Genomic DNA, 19,898 nt, shown 5'->3' with positions numbered 1-19,898 from the left:
GGCGGGGCATACTTGCACCACGTCGGACGATTCACGCGGAGGTTCGGGTGGACAACGAACTGTGGCGATGGGTCTGGGTCGCGGTAGCGATGGTCATGGGTCTCGGCGAGATCTTCACCGCCGGGTTCTTCCTGCTGCCGTTCGCCCTGGGCGCCGTGCTGGCGGCGGCAGCAGCCTGGCTGGATCTCCATGGCGCTGTCCAATGGCTGCTCTTCTTCGGGGGCACTGCGGTGTCCATGGTGATCCTGCGCCGGTTCATGGGCCGACAAGACCGTCCCGACGACCTTCCCGTCGGCGCCAACCGCTACATCGGCATGTCGGGTCGCGCCGTCGAGGTCATTGACCCGGTGAACAACACGGGCCGGGTGCGCGTGGAATCCGACGAGTGGCGGGCGGTGTGCGAAGCGGGCCGCATCGAGGAGGGATCGCTGGTGCGGGTGGTGGCACTCGCCGGTACCAAGCTGCAAGTCGAATTCGTCGAGGGACCCCCTGACGATTACGTGCCCCATGAGGACCCGACCGCAGCAGCGCCGAGTCAAGATGCTTCAGAGTCGCAGGCCGACCACGACGCTGGTGACGGCGGCAGCGACGCAGACCAGCCGTCTGCCCCTGACGACGAGACCGCCACCCCAAGGAGCGACTGATGGACAGCATCAACCCCGGAGTGATCCTCCTGGCAATCATCGCACTCGCGATCTTCGTGATCGCGGCGAAGGGCCTGCGCATCGTGCGCCCCTTCGAGCAGGGCCTCATCGAGTTCCTGGGCAAGTACCGCATGACGGTCGAACCGGGCCTGCGCTTCGTGATCCCGTTCGTGCAGCGCATCTTGAAGGTGGACATGCGCGAGCAGGTTGTGGACGTGCCTCCCCAGGAGGTCATCACCAAGGACAACGTGGCGGTCACGGTTGACGCCGTCATCTACTACGAGCCCACCGATCCGGTGAAGCTGAAGTACGCGGTCGGCAATTTCATCATCGCCGTGACGAAGCTGGCGCAGACCAACCTCCGCAACGTGGTCGGCGACCTGCAGCTCGACGACGCGCTGGTGTCGCGCGAGGTCATCAACTCCAAGCTGCGGCAGATCCTCGACGACGCCACCGACAAGTGGGGCACACGCGTGGTCCGCGTGGAGATCCAGCGGATCGAGCCGCCCGCCGATGTGACCACTGCCATGCACCGCCAGATGAAGGCCGAGCGCGACCGGCGTGCCGCAGTCACCGAGGCCGAGGGCGAGAAGCGTGCGGCAATCCTCCAGGCAGAGGGCGTGAAGCAGTCGCAGATCCTGCGGGCCGAGGGCGAGGCTGAGGCCATCAAGCGGGTGGCAGATGCCGACAAGTACCAGAAGCTCACGGTGGCCGAGGGCGAGGGCCAGGCCATCGAGCGAGTGTTCTTGGCGATCCACAACGGCGACCCCACCGACGACCTGATCGCCATCAAGTACCTCGAAGCGCTGCAAGGCGTTGCGAACGGCCAGGCCACCAAGATCTTCCTGCCGCTCGACACCAGCGGCGTGCTCGGCGCAGTGGCCGCAATGGGCGAGATGTTCCGCGAGCGCACAGCCGACGCCGCTTCCCCGATCGGGGCCGCCGAGGAGTAGCCCGCCATTGCTCCCGGCGGCCGGGCTCTGCCTCCGAACCGGCGCGGCCGGCGAGCGGTCCAACGCGTAGGGTGCGCGGCCATGGCGTTGGGATTGCCGTCGGTGCTGGTCGGCTCGTGGACCGATGACGACGCCGCCACCGGGGTGACTGTGGTGCTCCCGCCGCCAGGCACTCTGGGTGCCATGGCCGTGCGCGGCGGTGCACCGGGGACTCGCGAGGCCGCTGCGCTCAGTTCGACGGGCGCCGGCGTCGAGTGCCATGGAGTCGTACTGTGCGGCAACAGCGTCTTCGGACTCTCTGCGGCGGACGGCGTTGTTCGCTGGTGCGCCAGCCAGGGCCGCGGGCTCGACATTCGCGACAGCATCGTGCCGGTCGTGGGCGCGGCAGTCGTGTACGACATCCAGTCCCCGGACAGCGAGCGTCCCACAGCGGCCGCGGGATGGGCTGCCTGCGAGGCCGCGAGCGCGGACGAGCCTGCCACGGGACGGGTCGGCGTCGGGCGGGGCTGCACGATCGGCAAGGTCGCTGGTCGGGACTTCGCCGTGCCCGGCTGGCTGGGCGCTGCTGTGGAGCGTTCGGGCGATGTGGTCGTGGGCGCGCTAGTGGCGGTGAATGCCCTGGGCGATGTCATCGACACCGACGGGACCGTGCTGGCCGGCTGCACGGCGCCGCCGGGGGCCGAGCGCTATCCGCATGACCCGGTTGAGGCGATACCCGGGTTCACTGGGCGCGGCGCCGAAGAGCCCGAGTCACCCGAGCGTGGCAACACGACGATCGGCTGCCTGGTCACCAACGCCCGGCTCACCAAGCCAGAGGCCTGCCGAGCGGTCGATCTCGCGCACACGGGCATTGCCCGCGCGATCGAGCCCCCGCACACGAATTTCGACGGTGACGCGCTGTTCCTGCTTGCCACAGGCGAGGTCGACACCCAGCCGGACCTAGTGGCGATGCTGGGGGCTGCGGCGGTCGCCCGAGCGATCCGCTCGGAAATCGTTTCCTAATCCGGTTGCAGTTGTGGCAATCTGGACGCACCAGAGAAAGGGGGTGGTCCAAGCAATGCCGAAACGCAACAGGACTCTGGAGGTGGCCGGGCGCTGAGGCGACCCGCTTCCGAGAAGGGGACGTCTCCATCAGGTGGCGACTCCAACCCGGACCACCGAACCCCACAAGATCCGCGTGCTGGTCCTCACGCGGCCGCTGCCCCGCCAACCGGCGGAGGCGCGAACACGATCTTCGGGTAGCAGCAGGCCCCTGCTCAGTCGAGCGGGGGCCTGTTCGCGTTTGAGGGCATACCACTAGGGTCCGCACATGGATTTCGACTGGCCGGACGATGACGATCCTCGCCGCGTCGCAGTGCGCGACTGGCTCGACGATCACGACGGCAATCCGAGCCAAGAGGCGCTCGCACACGCCGGATACGTGGCACCGCACTGGCCGAAGCCCTACGGGCTGGACGCCGACCCCATCACCCAGCTGCTGATCGACGAGGAGCTGGCCGTCGCCGGCGTGAAGCGCCTGGCGGGCGGCATCGGACTGGGCTGGGCGGGTCCGACGATCATCTACGGCGGCACCGACGCTCAGAAGGAGCGCTACCTGTGGCCGATCCTCACCGGCGAGGAGGTGTGGTGCCAGCTGTTCTCCGAGCCCGACAGCGGCTCAGACCTGGCGAACCTGGCCACACGAGCGGTGCGAGACGGCGAGCGGTACATCGTGAACGGCTCGAAGATCTGGTCGTCAGGAGCGCACCGCAGCAAGTTCGGCATCCTCATCGCCCGCACTGATCCCGATGTGCCCAAGCACCGTGGCGTGTCGTACTTCATCTGCCCGATGGACACGCCCGGCTTGGAGTTGCGCCCGATCATCGACATGACCACGGCCTACTCGTTCAACCAGACCTTCTTCACCGATATGGAGCTGCCGGTGGAGAACCGGATCGGCGACGAGAACGACGGCTGGCGGCTGGCCAAGATCACGCTGGGCAACGAGCGAGTGTCGCTCTCGGGCGAAGGAGCGTTGTGGGGCAGCGGCCCCAGCGCTGCCGACCTGCTCGACGTGGTGCGGTCGGCCGGGGGCGTGTCAGATCCGGTGATGCGCGACCGGGCAGCGCGACTGCATATCGAAGGCGAGGTGCTGCGGCTCATCCGGCTGCGAACGCTGAGCGCCCGCCTGCACGGCCGCCAGCCCGGGCCCGAGGCCAGCGTGCGCAAGGCGTTGGCAGACGATCACGGCCAGCATGTCATGGGGCTGGCCAAGGACTTGGCCGGCGCTCACGGACTGCTCGCCAACACGGGCCCGCTGGGCACATCGCCGGAGTTCCCCAAGACCCAGGCCGTGGTGGAGGGCTGGAACGGCTGGCACGGCGGCTACCTGTTCAGCCCGGCTCTCACGATCGGCGGCGGTACTTCGGAAGTGCAGCGCAACATCATCGCCGAGCGGGTGCTGGGCCTGCCCCACGACGTCGACGTGGAGTCCGGCAAGTCCTGGTCGGAGGCCCGAGCCTCCCTCGCCTGAACGTCGCTGATCAGATCGGGCTGATCAGATCGGGATCGGCCCTCGGTTAGCGGCCAGTGAACGTTGGCGGGCGCTTCTCGAGGAATGCCTGGACGGCTTCCTTAGTGTCCTCGGTGGTGAAGTTGAGCGACTGAGCCATGCCCTCGCCTTCGAGCGCAGTGGCGAAGTCGGCCGAGGCGTTGAGGGTGAGCAGGCGCTTGGTCATCGCAACGGCGATGGGCGGCCCGGCCGCGAGACGATCGGCCCAGTCGTCGACGAATGCGTCGAGCTCGCCGTGGGGCACCACCTTGTTGACGATGCCGAAGTCTTCGGCCTGCTTGGCATCGATGACGTCAGCGAAGAACGCCAGCTCCTTGGCGCGGTGCAGGCCGATGAGCCGAGGCAGGATCCAGGTGCCGCCGAAGTCGACTGACAGGCCACGACGGGCGAAGATCTCGCTGAAGCGAGCCTGGTCGGAGGCCACGATCAGGTCGCAGGCGAGGGCGAGGTTCATGCCGGCGCCGGCTGCCACCCCGTTCACCTTGGCGATGACTGGCACCATGATCGAGTACAGCGCCGACACGGTCTGGTGGATCACGTTCAGCCCCTGCAGCGCATGCCGCCGTGGGCCGTCGCCTCCATCGGCGGCCAGGTCAGCGCCGCTGCAGAAGGCGTCGCCAGCACCGGTCATCACCACGCAGCGCACCGTGGGATCACCGCCGATCTCATTCCACGTCTCGCGCAGCTCGGTGAACATCTGCGGGCTCGCCGCGTTGAGGCGCTTGGGCCGGTTCATCGTGATGGTGACGACGCCGTTGTCCGCGGCGTCGATGATGAGCGTTTCCAGTTCTGCCGATTCCATGAGTGGCGACGCTAGTGGTGGGCCGCGGGTTGCGCCCGAGGGCTCAACCTCGATGCTTTGCCCACGCGGTGAGGCGTTCGACGGTCTGGATCATGTCGTCGTTGCTGCCTGCGAACGAGAACCGGATGTAGCGATGTCCCTCTGCGGGGTCGAAGTCGATGCCGGGCGTGGTGGCGATGCCGAGTTCCGCGAGCCAGGTCGCGGCCAGCTCAGCGCTGTCGTCGGTGAGGTGATCGACGTTGGCAAAGATGTAGAACGCCCCGTCAGGCGGGGCGATGCGATCGATCCCTGCTGCGGGCAGGCCGTCGAGCAGGATCTGGCGGTTCGCCCGGTAGCGGGCGACGTTGGCTTCCAGCTCGTCGATGCTGTCGAAGGCGCCGAGTGCGGCGTGCTGGCTCACCGTGGAAGCGGCGATGGTGGCGTTCTGGGCGAGGCGCTCGACGGGTGAGACCAGATCGGGCGGCAGCACCAGCCAGCCCAACCGCCAACCGGTCATCGAGAAGTACTTGGAGAAGCTGTTCACCACGACCGCGCTCGGGCTGTGCGCCGCAGCGGTAGCGGCTTCGGTTCCGTAGGCGATGCCGTGGTAGATCTCGTCGGAGATCAGCCGCACGCCGGCGTCATGGCACCAGCGGGCTAGCCGGCCGAGTTCGTCTGCCATGAGCATGGTGCCGGTCGGGTTGGCGGGACTAGCCACCACCAGCCCATCGAGCGGGCCGGCGCTCGTGACCATGTCTGCGCTCAACCGGAAGCCCGACTCGGGCGTGACGGCAATCTCGACGACCTCGATGTCCAGTGCTTCGAGCGTGTTGCGGTAGCAGGGATAGCCGGGCGCAGTCACCGCCACCCGGTCGCCGGCCTCGAAGCACGCCAGGAACGCGAGCGTGAATGCCCCGCTGGCACCCTGGGTAACGACGATGCGACCGGCATCGGTGTCGTAGCGGTACCAGTCGGCGTAGTGCTGGACCAGCCTCGTGCGCAGCGGTTCGATGCCCACGGCCGACGTGTAACCCAGCACGTCGCTGTCGATCGCCGCTTTGGCAGCAGCGCGCGCCCCGGCCGGCGCGGGAGTGGACGGCTGGCCGACCTCCATGTGCACGACATCGCCGCCTGCGGCTTCCCGGTCGGCGGCAGCCCGCATCATCTCCATCACAAAGAACGGCGCAATGTCCGCCCGCTCGGAGACCTTCAAGCCGCTCACGAAGCGCCGCCGTGCCGTTGCATGGCGTCAGAGGCTAAGAGACAGAGCCCTGGGCAGAGCGACCCGCGCCCGCCTGGCTCACGCTGTTCTTCGGCGGCGCTCCGAAACGATGCTGGACAATCCGACCAGGCACAGCAGCGCGATGCCGAGACACTCCACCCGGTCGGCGAGTCGGACTGCGGCTGGCACGTCGGGGGGATCAGGTCGGGGGCCGTCGCCTAGCACAGGACGGTTCTCCTCGACAGTTCCGTAACGCAGGGTCCCTCCGAGCTGACGGCTGAGAGCGGCGCCCATCGCCGCTTCGGCCACACCCGCGTTGGGTGACGGATGTGCCGGTGCGTCGCGGCGCACAGTGGCAAGGAGCTTGCCTGCTCGTTGGAGATGCAGCACGGCCAAGAGTCCGGCGAAGATCCGAGCGGGAACGTAGTTCGCAGCGTCATCGAGGCGGGCGGCAGCCCAGCCGAAGTTTGCGTACCTCTCGTTGCGCCTTCCGACCATCGCATCCATCGTGTTGATGGCCCGGTAGGCAGCCGCGCCGGGGGCACCGGCAACGACGGCCCAGAATGCTGGAGCAATCACGGCGTCGACGCTGTTTTCGGCTACCGACTCGATCACCGCGGCCGCGATCTGCGAGGCATCCAACCCAGATGGGTCACGGCCTACCAGCGCAGGCAGCTCCGCCCGCGCCGTGGCCAAGTCTCCCGCCGCGATCAATTCGCCGACCTGGGAAGCCACTCGACGCAGCTCCCGACCCGCGGTCACTGACCACACGGCAACCGCCGTCGACCCGGCTGCCGCACCTGCCGCCGCGCCCAGAGCTACGCCTGTCGCCGCGTAGATCGCACCGTTCGATCGGCGGTCGGCCCACAGCCTTTGTTCGATGCGTTCCATCGTGCGGCCGAAGGCTGCCACCGGATGCACGGCCGCAGGCGGCTCGCCGACAAGGCGGTCCAGCACCAATCCCGCAGCGACCGCCAGACAGCGCGGTCCCAGCCTGCTCAGGACACGACCCCCGGTGTCGAGCCGGTCGTCTGCGGCGACATGCTCCATTCCCGGGTCCCGGCCCAGATTGCTTGGTGCACCGCCCGAGCGATGCGCGAGCCCCACTGTGAGCGGGGTCCGGCGAACCGCTCGGCAGAGCCGCCATCTGGCCATACCACGACCACGGCGTCGGTGGCTGTCCCCGTTCCCGGCACGCCACGGTCTGCCAGAGCCTGCGCCTTGGCCTCGGTGGCGGTGATCACAGCGTTGACCGCAGCCCCAGGGTCCAACGCCACCGGTACCTGCACGACCAGATTGATCGTGCCCGGGCTGCCCTGCGCAGTTTCCGTCGCAGTGGGATCGACAGCCCAAGTCGGATGGCTGATTCCCACCGTGGCGTCGACGGACACGCCGTCGCCGTCCGCGCTGACCAGCCGGTCCAGGTCGACCGCAGTGAACATCGCCGCCCCGGTACCGCTCAGGCCCAGATCCGCCGTGATCTCGGCGGCGTGCTCGGTCAAGTCGGTGCGGCCGTAGTCCGAACCCACACCGATGTTGAGCGCCCAGTCCACTGGGCCGAAACCGCCGCCCACCGGTGCCGACGACAAGGCAAGCACGGGTGCCGTCCACTGCCATACGAGCACGCCCCGATGACCTGCGGCGGCGGCGACTCGGGACGGCTGGACCCGGATGCTCAAGAGTCGGAACCGTTGCTCAGACGACGCAGCGGCCGGGTTGCCGAGTCGGGGCCCCGCGATTCTGAGAGAGCCTGGGACAGCCGCTGGGATGCTGCGTCCACGGGCGCGAATCGTACCGGTGGGCAGTCAGTCGCTCCGCGGGAGCCGAACGCTCCGTCACGAGTGCAGGTCTGCGACCCGAGACTGTCGTCGACTGCGTCCTCGCCTGAGACCAGCGCGGGGCATTTGTACGCTGCCGCGGTGGCCGGCCGCACTCCTGACGCACTGGCGCCTGGCCTCATGGTGTGTGGAACGGCCTCGAACGCGGGCAAGTCGACGCTCGTGGCGGGCCTGTGCCGGCTGTTGGCTCGGCGGGGCCTGCGTGTCGCACCGTTCAAGGCGCAGAACATGGCGCTGAACTCGGCGGTCACCGCGTCTGGACACGAGATCGGCCGGGCCCAGTACGCGCAGGCGCAGGCTGCGGGCGTCGAGGCCACGGTGAGCATGAACCCGGTCCTGCTCAAGCCCACCGGCGACACCGATGCCCAGGTCGTCGTGGAGGGCAGGCCTGTGGGCTCGATGAGCGCCGCGGAATATCACCGCTACAAGCCTGAGTTGCTGGAGCTCGTCCTGGAATCACTGCGTCAGCTGCGGTGCGACTTCGATGCGGTCGTGCTGGAGGGAGCGGGCAGTCCTGCGGAGATCAACCTTGTCGACAGCGACATCGTCAACCTGCGCATCGCCGAACGAGCAGGCGTGCCGGCCGTCGTGGTCGGCGACATCGATCTCGGCGGAGTCTTCGCTTCGCTGGCGGGGACGGTCTCACTGCTCCCGCCTGCACACCAACGCCTCGTACGCGGCTTCGTCATCAACAAATTCCGCGGCGACCCGGCCCTGCTCGGCGACGGGCTCCTCGACTTGGAACGACATTGCGCAGTGCCGACGCTCGGTGTGATCCCGATGCTCGACGGCGTGCACATCGACGCCGAGGACTCGGTCGCGCTCGCACAGATGCCCCCGCCGCGTGCCGACGCTCACCTCGACGTGGCCGTCATCGCCTTCCCACGCCTGTCCAACTTCACCGATCTCGATCCTCTTCTCGGGGAATCCGATGTCGGCGTCCGCTTCGTCCGCTCGGTCCGCGAGCTAGGCCAGCCCGACCTGATCGTGCTCGGAGGTTCCAAGGCCACCGTGGACGATCTGGCATGGATGCGGTCCCGAGGCCTCGCTGATGCCGTGACGGCGGCGGCCACCGACGGCGGGGCATCCGTGCTCGGCATCTGCGCCGGCTACCAGATGCTCGGCCGAGTCATTCACGACGACGTCGAGTCGCGGCAAGGGACGGTGCCCGGTCTGGGCTTGCTCGACGTCGAGACTGTCTTCGACGAGGACAAGGTGCTTGCCCAGCGCCGGGGCGAAGCCTGCGGCGCGCCGCTGTGGGGCTACCAGATCCATCACGGACGGGTTGAGCCCACCGTCGGCAGCACCAGCGAGCCCTGGTTGTGGCTGGACGACGAGCCCGAGGGCCGGTGCAGCGGCCGAACGATGGGCACAACGCTTCACGGCGTCTTCGAGAGCGATGACTTCCGGCGCGCGTACTTGGCTCGCGTGGCGGCGGAGTGCGCCTGTCCCTACACGCCGGACTCAGGTTCGTTCGCCGCTCGCCGCGAAGCGCAGTTCGACCGCGTCGCCGACGCCCTCGAGGCCCATGTCGACCTCGGCACACTCTTCGAGATCATGAAGATCACCGCCTGAGCAGCGGGCGCACCTAGCTAGTAGTCGATGCCCTTCTTGGCCCGGATGCCGTCGTCGTAGGCGTGCTTGGTCTTGACCATCTCGGTCACCGTGTCGGCGAGTTCGATCATCCACCCCGGCGCGTCGCGGCCCGTCAGCACCAGCGACACCTGATCGGGGCGGTTGCGGAACGTGGCTTCCACCTCGGCGGCGTCGATCCAGCCCCAGTTGAGCGGGTAGGTGATCTCGTCGAACACGACCAACCGGTGCTCGCCGGCCTCCACCAGCGCCTTGCCGTGTCGCCATGCCTCGCGGGCCTCTGCCTCGTCCCGGGTGAGATCGTCGCTGTCCCAGGTGAAGCCTTCGCCCAGCGACCAGAAATCGATGCCGAGCGGCTCGGCCATCATCTGCTCGCCGGTCACCCAGTTGTCCGACTTGAGGAACTGCACCACCGCTACGGGCCAGTCGCGGGCTCGCGCCCGCATCGCCGTGCCGAACGCAGCGGAGGACTTCCCTTTGCCGTCGCCGGTGTTCACCACCACGAGGCTGCGCGCCGTGCGCAGCCCGTCGGGGCGAGGGTCGTCGGTGGGCGGCGCGTCGGTGGGCGTCGATCCGTCTGGTTGTGATGCATTCATGAGTGATCTCCATTCTGTGTGGCGGCGCGCCCTGCCGGTGCCGCGCTGGTCGCATGTGCCGATGTCGTTGCTGTGGGGACGATGACGGGACCGTCCGAATCGCGGAGCACCCTGACGTGGGCGCCGAAGTGCTGGGCGATGCTGTCGACGGTGAGCACGCCGTCGGGCAGCCCGCACGCCGCCACGCGCCCCTCAGACAGGATGGCGACCCGGTCGCCATAGCGGGCTGCGAGCGTCAGGTCATGCAGCGTGGCAATGACCGTCAGGCCGCGCTCGCGACGCAGCCCGTCGACAAGATCGAGCACATCCTGCTGGTGGCCGAGATCGAGGGCGGTCGTCGGCTCATCGAGCAACAGGATCGGTGTTTGCTGCGCAAGCGCGCGGGCCAGTACGGCTCGCTGACGTTCACCGCCCGAGAGCGACTGCACAGCCCGCTCCCCGAAGCCGCCCAGATCAAGCCGTTCGAGCACTTCTGTGGCGATGCGAGTGTCGGTGGCGGTCTCGGCGGCGAAGATGCCCCGGTGCGGGGTCCGGCCCAGCAGCACATAGTCGCCCACCAGCATTCCCTGAGGAATGACGGGCGATTGAGGCACGTATGCGAGGTGCTGGGCTCTGACGGAGCGCCGCTGGCTGGACAGGCCGTCGATGTGCACCTTGCCGTCGTAGGCGACGAGCCCGAGAAGTGCCCGCAACAGAGTCGTCTTGCCTGCGCCGTTGGGACCCACCACGTTCACCCATTCGCCCGCCGAGACGCTGAGGTCGACCCCCGTCAGGATCGGCGTCCGGTCGAGGCTGACCTCGAGCGCCTCCACTTCGACGGCGGCGCTCACCAGATCTCCCGCCGGCTCGTTCGCAGCACGAACACAAAGAAGGGCGCTCCCAAGAAGGCGGTGACCACACCGATCGGCAGCTCGGCGGGGGAGAGCACAGTGCGCGCAGTCAGGTCGGCAAGCACCAGGAAAGCTGCGCCGAAGAGCACCGACAGCGGCAGCAGGATGCGGTTGCTGGTGCCGAAGACCAGCCGGATTGCGTGCGGCACGATGATGCCGACGAAGCTGATCAGCCCGCTGACCGACACCGCAGCGGCCGCGCCGAGCGACGCCGCAAGCAGGACGATCAGCCGGATCCGGCGGGGCTCGAGGCCGAGTGCCGCAGCTTCCTCGTCGCCGACGGCGAGCACGTCGAGTGCCCGCCGGTAGCGCAGCATGATGGCCGTCGTCACCAAGAAATACGGCAGCAGCAGTGCTGGCTCGGCCCAGCCCGATGTGGCAATTCGGCCGAGGAGCCAGGCGAGGATTCTGCGGAACGCATCCGCGTTCGCCTGCAGCAGGTACGTCTGGCAGGCCGCGAGAAAGCTCGCCACTGCGATCCCGGCGAGTATCAGCGATGCAGTCGACCGCCCGCCGATGTGTCCTGCGAGGTAGGCCACGGTCACGGCGCCGAGCGCCCCTCCGAAGGCCGCGATCGGAACGAGGTCGAACACGCCGGCGCCGTCGCCGATGTCGTTGACGATGGCGATGGTCGCGCCGAGTCCCGCGCCGGCGGCGATGCCGAGTAGGTAGGGGTCGGCGAGGGGGTTTCGAAATGCCGCTTGATAGGTGGCCCCGCTCGTGGCGAGCGTCGCGCCCACCAGCAGCCCGAGTACCACTCGGGGCAGCCGGATATCGGTCACGATCGCCTTGTGCGAGTCGTTGAGGCCCGACTCGACCGCAATGCCAGGCAGCAGGTCGGCCAGCTCCATCAGTACCCGGTGCGCCGGAATGCCGGCCGGACCAATCGTCAGCCCGGCGACGACAGCGATGACGACGGCAACGATGCCGGCAACAAGCGCGCGGGCGCGCAGTGCCGATGCCTGAAGCTGGATGCCGCTGGCACTGGCGGCGCCGGATGCGCCGTTGGCGCGCATCACAACCTCAGCCCCCAGTCACCAGCGCCGTACACAACGCTGCAACGCAGCGCTGCGGGCACCGATCAGCTCGCTGCGCCGATCGAAATGATCGCATCGGAGATTGCCGCGATGAACTCCACGAGGCGTGGCCCCCAGCGCGACACGATGTCGTCATTGAGCTCGACGACCCGGCCGTGCTGGACCGCGCTCAGCAGGTCCCAGCCTGGACGGGCAGCAACCGTCTCGGCGTTCTGGCCGCAGCACAGCGTGTCGGCCAGGAACACCAGGTCGGGATCGGCGTCGACGATGTACTCGTTGCCGAGTTGCGGGTAGCCGTAGGAGCTTCCGTCGGAATCGGCAGGATCGGCGATGTTGTCGAGCCCGAAGAGCGCATACACCTGTCCGATGAAGGTGCTGCTCGTCACCGAGTACAGGCCGTCGGTGAGCTCGTGGTAGTAGCTGAGCCCCGAAGCGTCGGGTGCTGCGTCGATGAGGGCGCCGATCTCGCTGCGCATTTCCGAGATCAACGCAGCCGCTTCGTCGATCTGCTCGGTGGTCTCGCCGAATTGTGCGATCTGCACATACACCTCGTCGAAGGTGGTGGGGGCGTTGATGGCCAGCACCGCGATCCCCAGCGACTCGAGGTTGGCCTCGATGTCACCGTCGCTGCCCATGACGACAAGATCGGGGTCGTATGACGCGATGGCCTCGACGTTCGGCTGCCAGCCGCTCAGGTCGGTGACAGGCGCCTCGGGCGGGTAGTACGAGAATTCATCGACGGCGACCACCCGATCGCCCGCACCGATGGCGAACAAAATCTCGGTACCGGTGGGGGAGATGGAGACGATTCGCTGGTAGCGGTACTCCGGTTCGGCGGGAGCCGGTTCGGTGTCTTCGGTCTGTTCGGCCGACCCTGCTGCTTCGTCGGTCCCCTCGGCCGCTTCAGCAGCGGCCTCGGTCGTGGTCGTCGGCGCTTGTGTTGCCGCCGGTGCCTCAGTGGCAGGAGCAGCCTCCGTCGCCGGCGCAGGCGTTGGACTGCTGGCGGTGTCGTCGCTTCCACAGGCCGAGACGAGCAAGAGCACGGCTGCCAGTGCCCACAGCACCCGCAGTGGCAGGGCAGCTCGCTTGGAGGCAGTGCGGTTCATGGTGTTCTCCCTTCTGCTCGAGTTCAGGGCCGAGCAGCGGGAGCACCCACCGCACGAGCCGCTCCTTACCTCGAGGAATCGGTTCGCGTGATGGCGGCCGGGAGGCGACCGGACTCGTCCCCCGAAGGGGCATCACCGTTGCGGGACAGTGCCGGGATCTCACCGGCTTCGCTCACGACAACCGGGTGTGAGTCTAGAAGCCGCCCGGCGGCCTCGCCGCCTAGCGGGGAGCAGTCGTCAAGCGACTGCGGCGCATGCGCCAGTAGCTGACTGTGATCGGCACCGTCAGAGTGACCAAGATCACGAAGTTCACCCGACCGGTGATGCCCGGCGGGTACACCGGCTCCACCAAGTAGTTGGAGATGAAGCCGGTCTCGTACGGCTCTCTCCCGGCTTGGCGCAGCAGCCATGTCTCACACACCGTCAGTGGGCAGTCGGACCCAGTGATATTCACCACGCCTGCAGCGCCGATGGCCCCGAGGTGCCACTTCATCAGCTGGGGCCAGCGCTTCGCCATGAAGCCGCCGACCAGCAGAAACACGATGTAGCTCAGGTGCGACGCCGCCACGAGGCGAGCGAGCCCGACAGCAACCATCGCCGCGACGCTACTGGCGAGCATCGACATGCCGTCCCCGGCGGGTCGCATCGCGCACTGCGAGCGTCAGGTAGAAACAAGCCACAGCGGATGGGTCCCGGCTCGCGGGACCCGGCGCATTGCGGAGACGAACGATGCCCACGAGCGGAACGCGCGAGAGCGATGTGGCGGGCGGCGACCTGACAGACATCCAGCGGACGCTGTGGGCTGCTGCCGACAAGCTCCGCGGCAGCATGGACGCTGCCGAGTACAAGCACGTCGTCCTCGGGCTGATCTTCCTGAAGTACGTCTCGGACGCGTTCTCGGAGCTCCGGGCACAGCTCGAGACCGAGATCGACGAGGGCGCCGACCCCGAGGATGTGGACGAGTACCGCTGGCGTAACGTCTTCTGGGTGCCCGCACCGGCGCGTTGGGATGTGCTCGCTGCACAGGCCCGCCAGCCGCACATCGGGTCGATCATCGACCGGGCCATGGACGAGCTGGAGGCCATGAACCCGGCACTCGACGGCGTGCTGCCCAAGGACTATGCCCGCCCTGCGCTCGATCAGGAGCGGCTCGGCCAGCTGATCGACCTGCTGGGCAACGTCACCGTGGGCGATGCCGCCGCCCGCTCGCGTGATGTGCTCGGGCGTGTCTACGAGTACTTCTTGTCGATGTTCGCCGACGCGGAAGGCAAGCGCGGCGGCGAGTTCTACACGCCTCGCTGCGTGGTGCGCCTGCTGGTGGAGATGATCGAGCCGTTCGAGGGCCGGGTGTACGACCCCTGCTGTGGCTCATCGGGCATGTTCGTGCAGTCAGTGGAGTTCATCGAGGCTCACGCCTCTGGAAACGGCAACAGCGGTTCACGTCCGCCCGGCACGCGGACGGCTATCTCCATCTACGGTCAGGAATCGAACTACACCACATGGCGCTTGGCGCGCATGAACCTGGCAATCCGTGGCATCGAAGGCCAGATCACTCACGGCGATACGTTCCACGACGACCGCCACCCCGACCTGCGAGCCGACTTCATCTTGGCCAACCCGCCGTTCAACGTCTCGGACTGGGGCGGTGAGCGCCTGACCGACGACAAGCGTTGGGTCCACGGCTCGCCCCCGAAGGGCAACGCCAATTTCGCCTGGGTGCAGCACATGGTCCACCACCTCGCGCCAAAGGGTGTAGCGGGCTTCGTGCTCGCGAACGGCTCGATGTCGTCGCAGCAGTCAGGAGAGGGCGGTATCCGCAAGAATCTCGTCGAGGCCGATCTAGTTGACTGCATGGTGGCGCTGCCCAGCCAGTTGTTCTTCTCCACAGCGATCCCGGCGTGCCTGTGGTTCCTAGCCAAAGACCGCTCGGGTGGAGATGGCCTGCGTGACCGCAGTGGCGAAGTCCTGTTCATCGACGCCCGCAGCCGGGGTCACATGGTGGACCGCACTCACCGCGAACTCACGGACGACGACATCGCCCAGATCGCCGGCACCTATCACGCCTGGCGCTCCGAGCGTGCCCGCGACAGAAGCGACAGCGACAGCAGTCCCCACGGCGGGCCGAGCGCTGACGAGCACGCTGCAGGCTATGACGACATAGCGGGCTTTTGCAAGAGCGCCACCACGAAGGAAATCCGCGGCTACGACTACGTGCTCACCCCCGGCCGCTACGTCGGTGTCGCCCCCGAGCCCGATGATGGTGAGCCCTTCGCCGACAAGATGACCCGTCTCGCCGCCCAATGGCGCGCCCAGCAAGCTGAAGCAGAAAACCTAGACACTCAGATCGAAGCCAACCTGCAATCCTTGGGCTTCTGAGAACCACGGTGGAGCTGACTGCTGTGGATGGCTTGAGCATCGAAGGAGATGGGATGATCAACAGCACGGCCGACACTCCCGAAGAGCAGTACCGACCGCTCACCGTCAGCGACCTGATCGAGGAACTAGCCAAGTACCCACCGGACATCAGAGTCGTTGTCAACGGCTATGAAGCCGGTTTTGACAATCTTTATGTCGATAGCCTGAATACCATAAGCATTCGGCCGAAGCCCGACCATGCAGAATGGGAAGGCGAGAATGAAGAAGCTTGGTTGAATCCCGGTACGAATGAGCTATCCGCCATATGTATAGCACGAAAGTCACATTGAATCTATGTCAGACGCGCGGGCTCGCAACACAAGTGCCGATTGTTGTCACTTAGCCCAAGGTTCAGACAATCGAAAATATGAGCGGCGCGTACTGTCCCTAGAGGAGTGTGCTGCAATCAACAGCGACCAGTATTCTGCAAATGAAGACTGGCCGTTCATAAATTATCTGGATACGGGAAGCATCACGGAAGGCAAGATTGATCGCATCCAGCGATTGGCCCCGGGGATAGATAAGATTCCGAGCCGGGCACGACGGAAATGCTCTGTCGGTGACATTGTCTATTCGACTGTACGGCCCAACCAGCGTCACTACGGCATAATCAAACAGCCGCCTGAGAACCTACTAGTGTCTACCGGTTTCGCCGTAGTCCGGGCCAAAGAGGCGATCGCTGACACAGGTTACATATACCGTTATCTGACGCAGGACCACATTGTTGACTTCCTCCATGCTCTAGCAGAGCACAGCAAATCGGCATATCCTTCGATCCGCCCAACGGATCTTGCTCGGCTAGAGGTCGCGTTGCCGCCGCTTGACGAACAGCGACGCGTCGCTGATATCTTGGGAGTCTTGGACGATCGGATCGAATTGAATCAGCGGATGTGTGAAACACTGGAGGAGACGGTCCAAGCGTTGTTCAGGGCCTGGTTTGTGGATTTTGAGCCCGTCTTATCCAAGATGAAACGCCGCTGGCGTCGGGGCCAATCGCTACCGGGCCTGCCCGCCCATCTCTATGATCTCTTCCCAGATGATCTTGCCGATTCGGAACTGGGTCTGATCCCCGCCGGCTGGAGGATCGGTACGGTGTCCGAACTATGTGTCCAGATTGATAACGGCGGAACTCCCAAGCGCAATGATGATCGCTATTGGGATGGCCGCATCCCTTGGTTTGTGACGGCCGAGTTGCAAGATGGGCCATTGGCACACTCAGGAGAGTGCATTACGCAATTGGGGCTTGAGGCATCTTCGTGCAAATTATGGCCCGCGGGCACAATCTTAATTGCGTTGTATGCGTCGCCCACGGTAGGGCGTTTAGGACTACTCACAATCGACGCGACGGCAAATCAGGCCTGTTGTGGTTTGCAAGCTAAGCCTGCGTTCGGGCCGTACTATGTATATGGCACCCTATATCACGCGCGTGAATGGCTGCAGAGTGTGGCCGTGGGCTCGGCGCAGCAGAACATAAGTCAACGGATTGTACGAGAACTGAGGTCAGTTATTGCTGACAGTGAGGTTCACAGGGCCTTTGACGACATTGTATCACCGATCTGGAAATCTCTCATGGAGTTGACTGATCAGAGCCGGCTACTAGCTGACGCGCGCGACACGCTGCTGCCGGAACTGATTTCAGGCAAGCTTCGATTGTTCTCGGTGGCCGACGATGTCGCGCGCGGCGCAACGTCTGCATCTGAGCACCCACACATCGCTGCCGCGGAGTTGTAGTGGAATTGTATCGCTATATCGTGACCCACGATACGGGGTTTGCACCGAATCCATTCCACGAACACTGCACGCTTGCGACTTGCAAGCCAGAGATCCGACGGATGGCATCGGTGGGCGACTGGATCATGGGCTTGGGCAGTGTGGGCGCGGGTCTGGGCAGGCAACTGATTTACGCGATGCAGATCTCAGAAACCTTGAGTTTCGAGGAATATTGGGACGACCCGCGGTTTGAATGCAAAAAGCCTCGAGTCAGCAGCGATATGCGGCTCGAGTGCGGCGACAATGTGTACCGCCGTGACGACAGAACAGGCGATTGGATACAACTGCCATGTCACCACTGCGCCGAGGATATGCGCCGCGACTTGAAGGTGAATCGGGTGCTGATCGGCACGCGGTTCGCCTACTTCGGATCCTCGGCTTGTGACCTTCCGGCAGAGTGCATGAACTGGGACGACAAGTACTTTGTTGGCATTCGTGGCCACCGGGTAGCCGACCTCACGGAGTGGCAAATCGATGAACTCGTCGAATGGCTTGAGTCGTTGTGTCAAGGCTCATCGCTTCGCGGGGTGCCAGCAGAGGCACGTGAATTGACCGGCGGCGTGTCGGCCAGAGCGACGGATCGGCGCCCCGACAGCTAGATCGGTCGTCATCGCCCAGCGTTGATCGTTACGTCACTGATCGACGATCTTGAGATGTGTCGCTGGTCCAATCGCGGGGGGTAGGAATACCGGCTGCCGCGGGGTGCCGGGCACAACGCCAGCAATCGTCGCGGTCTCGGCGGCCGACAGGCCTGCGTCGCGGAGCGAGGTCACCAAACGAGTCACCAAGTGAGGCGTCTCCGGCGGGAGTTCGTCGCTCAAGGGTTCTCTGGTTCGCCAGCCTCGTTTGCTGAGGGCCTTGTATAGGTACGCCCGACGAGCCGCGGACAGGGTCTCCAAGCGATAGGCACGTTCGATCAGCGCTTGCATCGAGACGCCCCAGTGACGCTTGAGTAGGTGCAGTCGCCCCAGATCCAAGTTGTGCAGGTCGGGCCGAATGGTTGCAGCGGGCATGAGAAATTCCGCGGCGAAGGCATTCGCTTCGTCTTCGGGATCACCGAACAGCTCTGTGCTGTGCAGACAGATGTGTCCCAGTTCGTGGGCCAGGGTCAGGCGGAGACGATCGGTAGGTGCCCGCTTGTTCACGAGCATGACTGGGTAGTCGTGCGACCACTGTGAGAGGCCGTCGACGCGGCTGCCGCCGGCCGTCGTTTCGAAGTCTTCGGCAACGACTAGACAGCCAGCCGCTTCGAGCCAACCGGCGAGATCGCGGACAGGACCCGCGGGCATGCGCCATTGCATGCGAACCACGCGGGCTGCTTCATCTGGCGAATACTCCATGGGATCGAAACACGGAAGCGCCAGCTTTGGCACCATCTCGACTGCGTCGGTGATGGCGTCGAGGTGTTGCCGGTACACATTCAGCTTGGCCTCGAGTCGGCGCCACACGGTGGGCTTCGCAGTGGCCCTGCGTCGCATGTGCGCATCGATCATGAACGCCCCCACCGCTCCCTCGGCGCGCTGCAGGAAGGCCGTCGTAACACCAAGGGCACCAGCGAGCGCGGTAATCGCCTCGGCATCGGGCGTTCGCAGCGCGTTCTCATAACGCGAAAGCGCTGCCTGGGTGACTCCAGCGCTTTCTGCCAGTTCCTCTTGCGTCAGGCCATTCGCCCGCCGAAGCGTGACGATTGCCTCACCCAAGCTCACAGTTCTTGAGACCTCGGATCGTCGCTTCGAAGCCGTTCGAGCCGCAGGCGGACCTGCGTGTTCTCGTGCTCGTCGCGGGGCGGCAGTGGCGTTGCGACGTTCGCGGACCTGTCAAGGTCGGTCTCGGGCAGTTCATGGACCCACAGCACGTTGTCCTGCCCGTCACGCAAGGACAGCACAGCTGTTCCGATCTCGGCGCTGTCGCCGAACCATACATAGCCGGCAATGAGGTTGACTTGCTCGAGTCCCTCAAGGACGAGCTGCTCCGGTGCTTGGCTCATGAAGTGCATCGCTGTCTGCGTGGGGTACGTCGCGACCTGCGCCGGCAGATGGTGGCGCTTCATCCGGATCCGGTACCGGCCTCCGAGCACGACCTCTCGCGTTACGCCGAGATCGATGAGGAGCACATCGTCAATATCGTCCAAGAGAGCCCGCACATGGTGCCAGAGCCGGTCGTGGATCCAGTTTGCCGATCCTCGTGAACTCGCCTGAGCAGCGAAGTCTGGAAGCGCGGCTTGGTAGCGGAGGAAGTCCTTACAGGCGCCTGTGACGCTCGCAGCGAGCGCTTCCAGCACCTTGTCGCCGAGCTCGTCGAGCACCCTTGCCTTGTCGCGGATGCCGATCATCGCAAACTTGCCGATACAGTGGCATTATTGAGCGAATTCATACCAGAAAATATACCACCACCTCGATTTGTCGGCGCGTCGCGTCGCTTGCAGGCGGTCCCTGGAGCAGCAGCATTGGCCGGGTCGAGCAGGCTTGCGGGGTGGTATGCGTAGGCTCCCGGCAGTCGAGG

The 19,898-nt window shown here is 65.8% G+C and carries 20 protein-coding genes and 1 riboswitch; of the genes, 9 read left to right on the top strand and 11 right to left on the bottom strand.

The features are described from left to right. Window positions 1-47: 47 nt before the first annotated feature. The 4 genes from ACOQPE_RS01635 to ACOQPE_RS01620 all read left to right on the top strand — a co-directional run bounded on the left by ACOQPE_RS01635 (window position 48) and on the right by ACOQPE_RS01620 (window position 4,109). The gene (locus ACOQPE_RS01635) at window positions 48-644 is read left to right on the top strand and encodes an NfeD family protein (RefSeq protein WP_420610190.1); all 597 of its coding nucleotides are present in this window, start codon (window positions 48-50) and stop codon (window positions 642-644) included. Next, the gene (locus ACOQPE_RS01630) at window positions 644-1,597 is read left to right on the top strand and encodes an SPFH domain-containing protein (protein ID WP_420610189.1); all 954 of its coding nucleotides are present in this window, start codon (window positions 644-646) and stop codon (window positions 1,595-1,597) included. Before ACOQPE_RS01635 ends, ACOQPE_RS01630 begins: the two co-directional genes overlap by 1 nt. Window positions 1,598-1,678: 81 nt before the next feature. After that, window positions 1,679-2,599 (top strand): P1 family peptidase, encoded by a 921-nt coding sequence (locus ACOQPE_RS01625; RefSeq protein ID WP_420610188.1) that lies wholly within the window; start codon window positions 1,679-1,681, stop codon window positions 2,597-2,599. 307 nt (window positions 2,600-2,906) lie between these two features. After that, window positions 2,907-4,109, top strand: coding sequence for an acyl-CoA dehydrogenase family protein (locus ACOQPE_RS01620; protein ID WP_419912083.1), 1,203 nt, complete (start codon window positions 2,907-2,909; stop codon window positions 4,107-4,109). Between the two features lie 46 nt (window positions 4,110-4,155). Here ACOQPE_RS01620 and ACOQPE_RS01615 read toward each other — a convergent pair whose 3' ends face one another. The 4 genes from ACOQPE_RS01615 to ACOQPE_RS01600 form a co-directional block, all read right to left on the bottom strand. After that, window positions 4,156-4,950, bottom strand: a complete 795-nt coding sequence (locus ACOQPE_RS01615) for an enoyl-CoA hydratase/isomerase family protein (RefSeq protein ID WP_419912085.1) — start codon at window positions 4,948-4,950, stop codon at window positions 4,156-4,158. A gap of 43 nt (window positions 4,951-4,993) precedes the next feature. Further along, a complete protein-coding gene (locus ACOQPE_RS01610) occupies window positions 4,994-6,151 on the bottom strand; it encodes a pyridoxal phosphate-dependent aminotransferase (RefSeq protein ID WP_420610187.1) in 1,158 nt (385 codons plus the stop codon). A gap of 78 nt (window positions 6,152-6,229) precedes the next feature. Beyond that, entirely contained in the window at window positions 6,230-7,201 is a 972-nt protein-coding gene (cbiB, locus tag ACOQPE_RS01605; RefSeq protein ID WP_420610186.1) for an adenosylcobinamide-phosphate synthase CbiB, read from the bottom strand. Then, the gene (locus ACOQPE_RS01600) at window positions 7,150-7,830 is read right to left on the bottom strand and encodes an adenosylcobinamide amidohydrolase (RefSeq protein WP_420610185.1); all 681 of its coding nucleotides are present in this window, start codon (window positions 7,828-7,830) and stop codon (window positions 7,150-7,152) included. Before ACOQPE_RS01600 ends, cbiB begins: the two co-directional genes overlap by 52 nt. 240 nt (window positions 7,831-8,070) lie before the next feature. Between ACOQPE_RS01600 and ACOQPE_RS01595 the strand changes: the two genes are divergently transcribed. Further along, complete coding sequence (locus tag ACOQPE_RS01595) at window positions 8,071-9,564, top strand: cobyric acid synthase (protein ID WP_420610184.1); 1,494 nt, start codon at window positions 8,071-8,073, stop codon at window positions 9,562-9,564. A 17-nt stretch (window positions 9,565-9,581) separates the two neighbouring features. Here ACOQPE_RS01595 and cobO read toward each other — a convergent pair whose 3' ends face one another. The 5 genes from cobO to ACOQPE_RS01570 all read right to left on the bottom strand — a co-directional run bounded on the left by cobO (window position 9,582) and on the right by ACOQPE_RS01570 (window position 13,806). Then, the gene (cobO, locus tag ACOQPE_RS01590; RefSeq protein ID WP_420610183.1) at window positions 9,582-10,178 is read right to left on the bottom strand and encodes a cob(I)yrinic acid a,c-diamide adenosyltransferase; all 597 of its coding nucleotides are present in this window, start codon (window positions 10,176-10,178) and stop codon (window positions 9,582-9,584) included. Then, complete coding sequence (locus ACOQPE_RS01585) at window positions 10,175-11,011, bottom strand: ABC transporter ATP-binding protein (protein WP_420611337.1); 837 nt, start codon at window positions 11,009-11,011, stop codon at window positions 10,175-10,177. Before ACOQPE_RS01585 ends, cobO begins: the two co-directional genes overlap by 4 nt. Beyond that, window positions 11,005-12,084, bottom strand: a complete 1,080-nt coding sequence (locus tag ACOQPE_RS01580; protein WP_420611336.1) for a FecCD family ABC transporter permease — start codon at window positions 12,082-12,084, stop codon at window positions 11,005-11,007. The genes ACOQPE_RS01585 and ACOQPE_RS01580 overlap by 7 nt, the downstream gene beginning before the upstream one ends. 65 nt (window positions 12,085-12,149) lie before the next feature. After that, window positions 12,150-13,211 carry an ABC transporter substrate-binding protein gene (locus tag ACOQPE_RS01575; protein ID WP_420610182.1) on the bottom strand — a complete coding sequence of 354 codons (1,062 nt, stop codon included), beginning with the start codon at window positions 13,209-13,211 and terminating at the stop codon, window positions 12,150-12,152. Between the two features lie 52 nt (window positions 13,212-13,263). Beyond that, window positions 13,264-13,408: riboswitch (adenosylcobalamin (AdoCbl) riboswitch) on the bottom strand. Between the two features lie 23 nt (window positions 13,409-13,431). Beyond that, window positions 13,432-13,806 (bottom strand): DUF2784 domain-containing protein, encoded by a 375-nt coding sequence (locus ACOQPE_RS01570; protein ID WP_420610181.1) that lies wholly within the window; start codon window positions 13,804-13,806, stop codon window positions 13,432-13,434. A 134-nt stretch (window positions 13,807-13,940) separates the two neighbouring features. On the opposite strand from ACOQPE_RS01570, the gene ACOQPE_RS01565 reads away from it, so the two are divergent. Genes ACOQPE_RS01565 through ACOQPE_RS01550 form a run of 4 tightly spaced genes read left to right on the top strand, consistent with a single transcriptional unit; the run spans window position 13,941 to window position 17,995 of the window. After that, window positions 13,941-15,587 carry a type I restriction-modification system subunit M gene (locus tag ACOQPE_RS01565; protein WP_420610180.1) on the top strand — a complete coding sequence of 549 codons (1,647 nt, stop codon included), beginning with the start codon at window positions 13,941-13,943 and terminating at the stop codon, window positions 15,585-15,587. Window positions 15,588-15,595: 8 nt separating this feature from the next. Then, a complete protein-coding gene (locus tag ACOQPE_RS01560; RefSeq protein WP_420610179.1) occupies window positions 15,596-15,916 on the top strand; it encodes a hypothetical protein in 321 nt (106 codons plus the stop codon). Window positions 15,917-15,920: 4 nt separating this feature from the next. Continuing rightward, window positions 15,921-17,357: a restriction endonuclease subunit S gene (locus ACOQPE_RS01555; protein WP_420610178.1), complete on the top strand. Its 1,437-nt coding sequence runs from the start codon at window positions 15,921-15,923 to the stop codon at window positions 17,355-17,357. Then, complete coding sequence (locus ACOQPE_RS01550) at window positions 17,357-17,995, top strand: hypothetical protein (RefSeq protein ID WP_420610177.1); 639 nt, start codon at window positions 17,357-17,359, stop codon at window positions 17,993-17,995. The genes ACOQPE_RS01555 and ACOQPE_RS01550 overlap by 1 nt, the downstream gene beginning before the upstream one ends. A 33-nt stretch (window positions 17,996-18,028) precedes the next feature. Here the strand turns inward: ACOQPE_RS01550 and ACOQPE_RS01545 are convergent, their stop codons facing one another. Together ACOQPE_RS01545 and ACOQPE_RS01540 are read right to left on the bottom strand one after the other, a co-directional pair. Then, window positions 18,029-19,096: a helix-turn-helix domain-containing protein gene (locus ACOQPE_RS01545; protein ID WP_420610176.1), complete on the bottom strand. Its 1,068-nt coding sequence runs from the start codon at window positions 19,094-19,096 to the stop codon at window positions 18,029-18,031. Window positions 19,097-19,098: 2 nt separating this feature from the next. Continuing rightward, window positions 19,099-19,728, bottom strand: coding sequence for a hypothetical protein (locus ACOQPE_RS01540; RefSeq protein ID WP_420610175.1), 630 nt, complete (start codon window positions 19,726-19,728; stop codon window positions 19,099-19,101). Between the last annotated feature and the right edge of the window lie 170 nt (window positions 19,729-19,898).

Origin of the sequence: Candidatus Poriferisodalis sp. (genome assembly GCF_965219595.1) — a bacterium.
Taxonomy (GTDB): Bacteria; Actinomycetota; Acidimicrobiia; order Acidimicrobiales; family Poriferisodalaceae; genus Poriferisodalis.
Note: the sequence above shows the minus strand (reverse complement) of the source record. Positions and strands in the feature narration are given on the sequence as shown.

Excerpts from the sequence above, each read along its gene's own strand:
- ACOQPE_RS01630 (WP_420610189.1), top strand. The coding sequence starts at position 644 with ATGGACAGCATCAACCCCGGAGTGATCCTCCTGGCAATCATCGCACTC.
- ACOQPE_RS01625 (WP_420610188.1), top strand. The coding sequence starts at position 1,679 with ATGGCGTTGGGATTGCCGTCGGTGCTGGTCGGCTCGTGGACCGATGAC.
- ACOQPE_RS01620 (WP_419912083.1), top strand. The coding sequence starts at position 2,907 with ATGGATTTCGACTGGCCGGACGATGACGATCCTCGCCGCGTCGCAGTG.
- ACOQPE_RS01615 (WP_419912085.1), bottom strand. The coding sequence starts at position 4,950 with ATGGAATCGGCAGAACTGGAAACGCTCATCATCGACGCCGCGGACAAC.
- cbiB (WP_420610186.1), bottom strand. The coding sequence starts at position 7,201 with ATGGAGCATGTCGCCGCAGACGACCGGCTCGACACCGGGGGTCGTGTC.
- cobO (WP_420610183.1), bottom strand. The coding sequence starts at position 10,178 with ATGAATGCATCACAACCAGACGGATCGACGCCCACCGACGCGCCGCCC.
- ACOQPE_RS01580 (WP_420611336.1), bottom strand. The coding sequence starts at position 12,084 with ATGCGCGCCAACGGCGCATCCGGCGCCGCCAGTGCCAGCGGCATCCAG.
- ACOQPE_RS01575 (WP_420610182.1), bottom strand. The coding sequence starts at position 13,211 with ATGAACCGCACTGCCTCCAAGCGAGCTGCCCTGCCACTGCGGGTGCTG.
- ACOQPE_RS01570 (WP_420610181.1), bottom strand. The coding sequence starts at position 13,806 with ATGGTTGCTGTCGGGCTCGCTCGCCTCGTGGCGGCGTCGCACCTGAGC.
- ACOQPE_RS01565 (WP_420610180.1), top strand. The coding sequence starts at position 13,941 with ATGCCCACGAGCGGAACGCGCGAGAGCGATGTGGCGGGCGGCGACCTG.
- ACOQPE_RS01555 (WP_420610178.1), top strand. The coding sequence starts at position 15,921 with ATGTCAGACGCGCGGGCTCGCAACACAAGTGCCGATTGTTGTCACTTA.
- ACOQPE_RS01540 (WP_420610175.1), bottom strand. The coding sequence starts at position 19,728 with ATGATCGGCATCCGCGACAAGGCAAGGGTGCTCGACGAGCTCGGCGAC.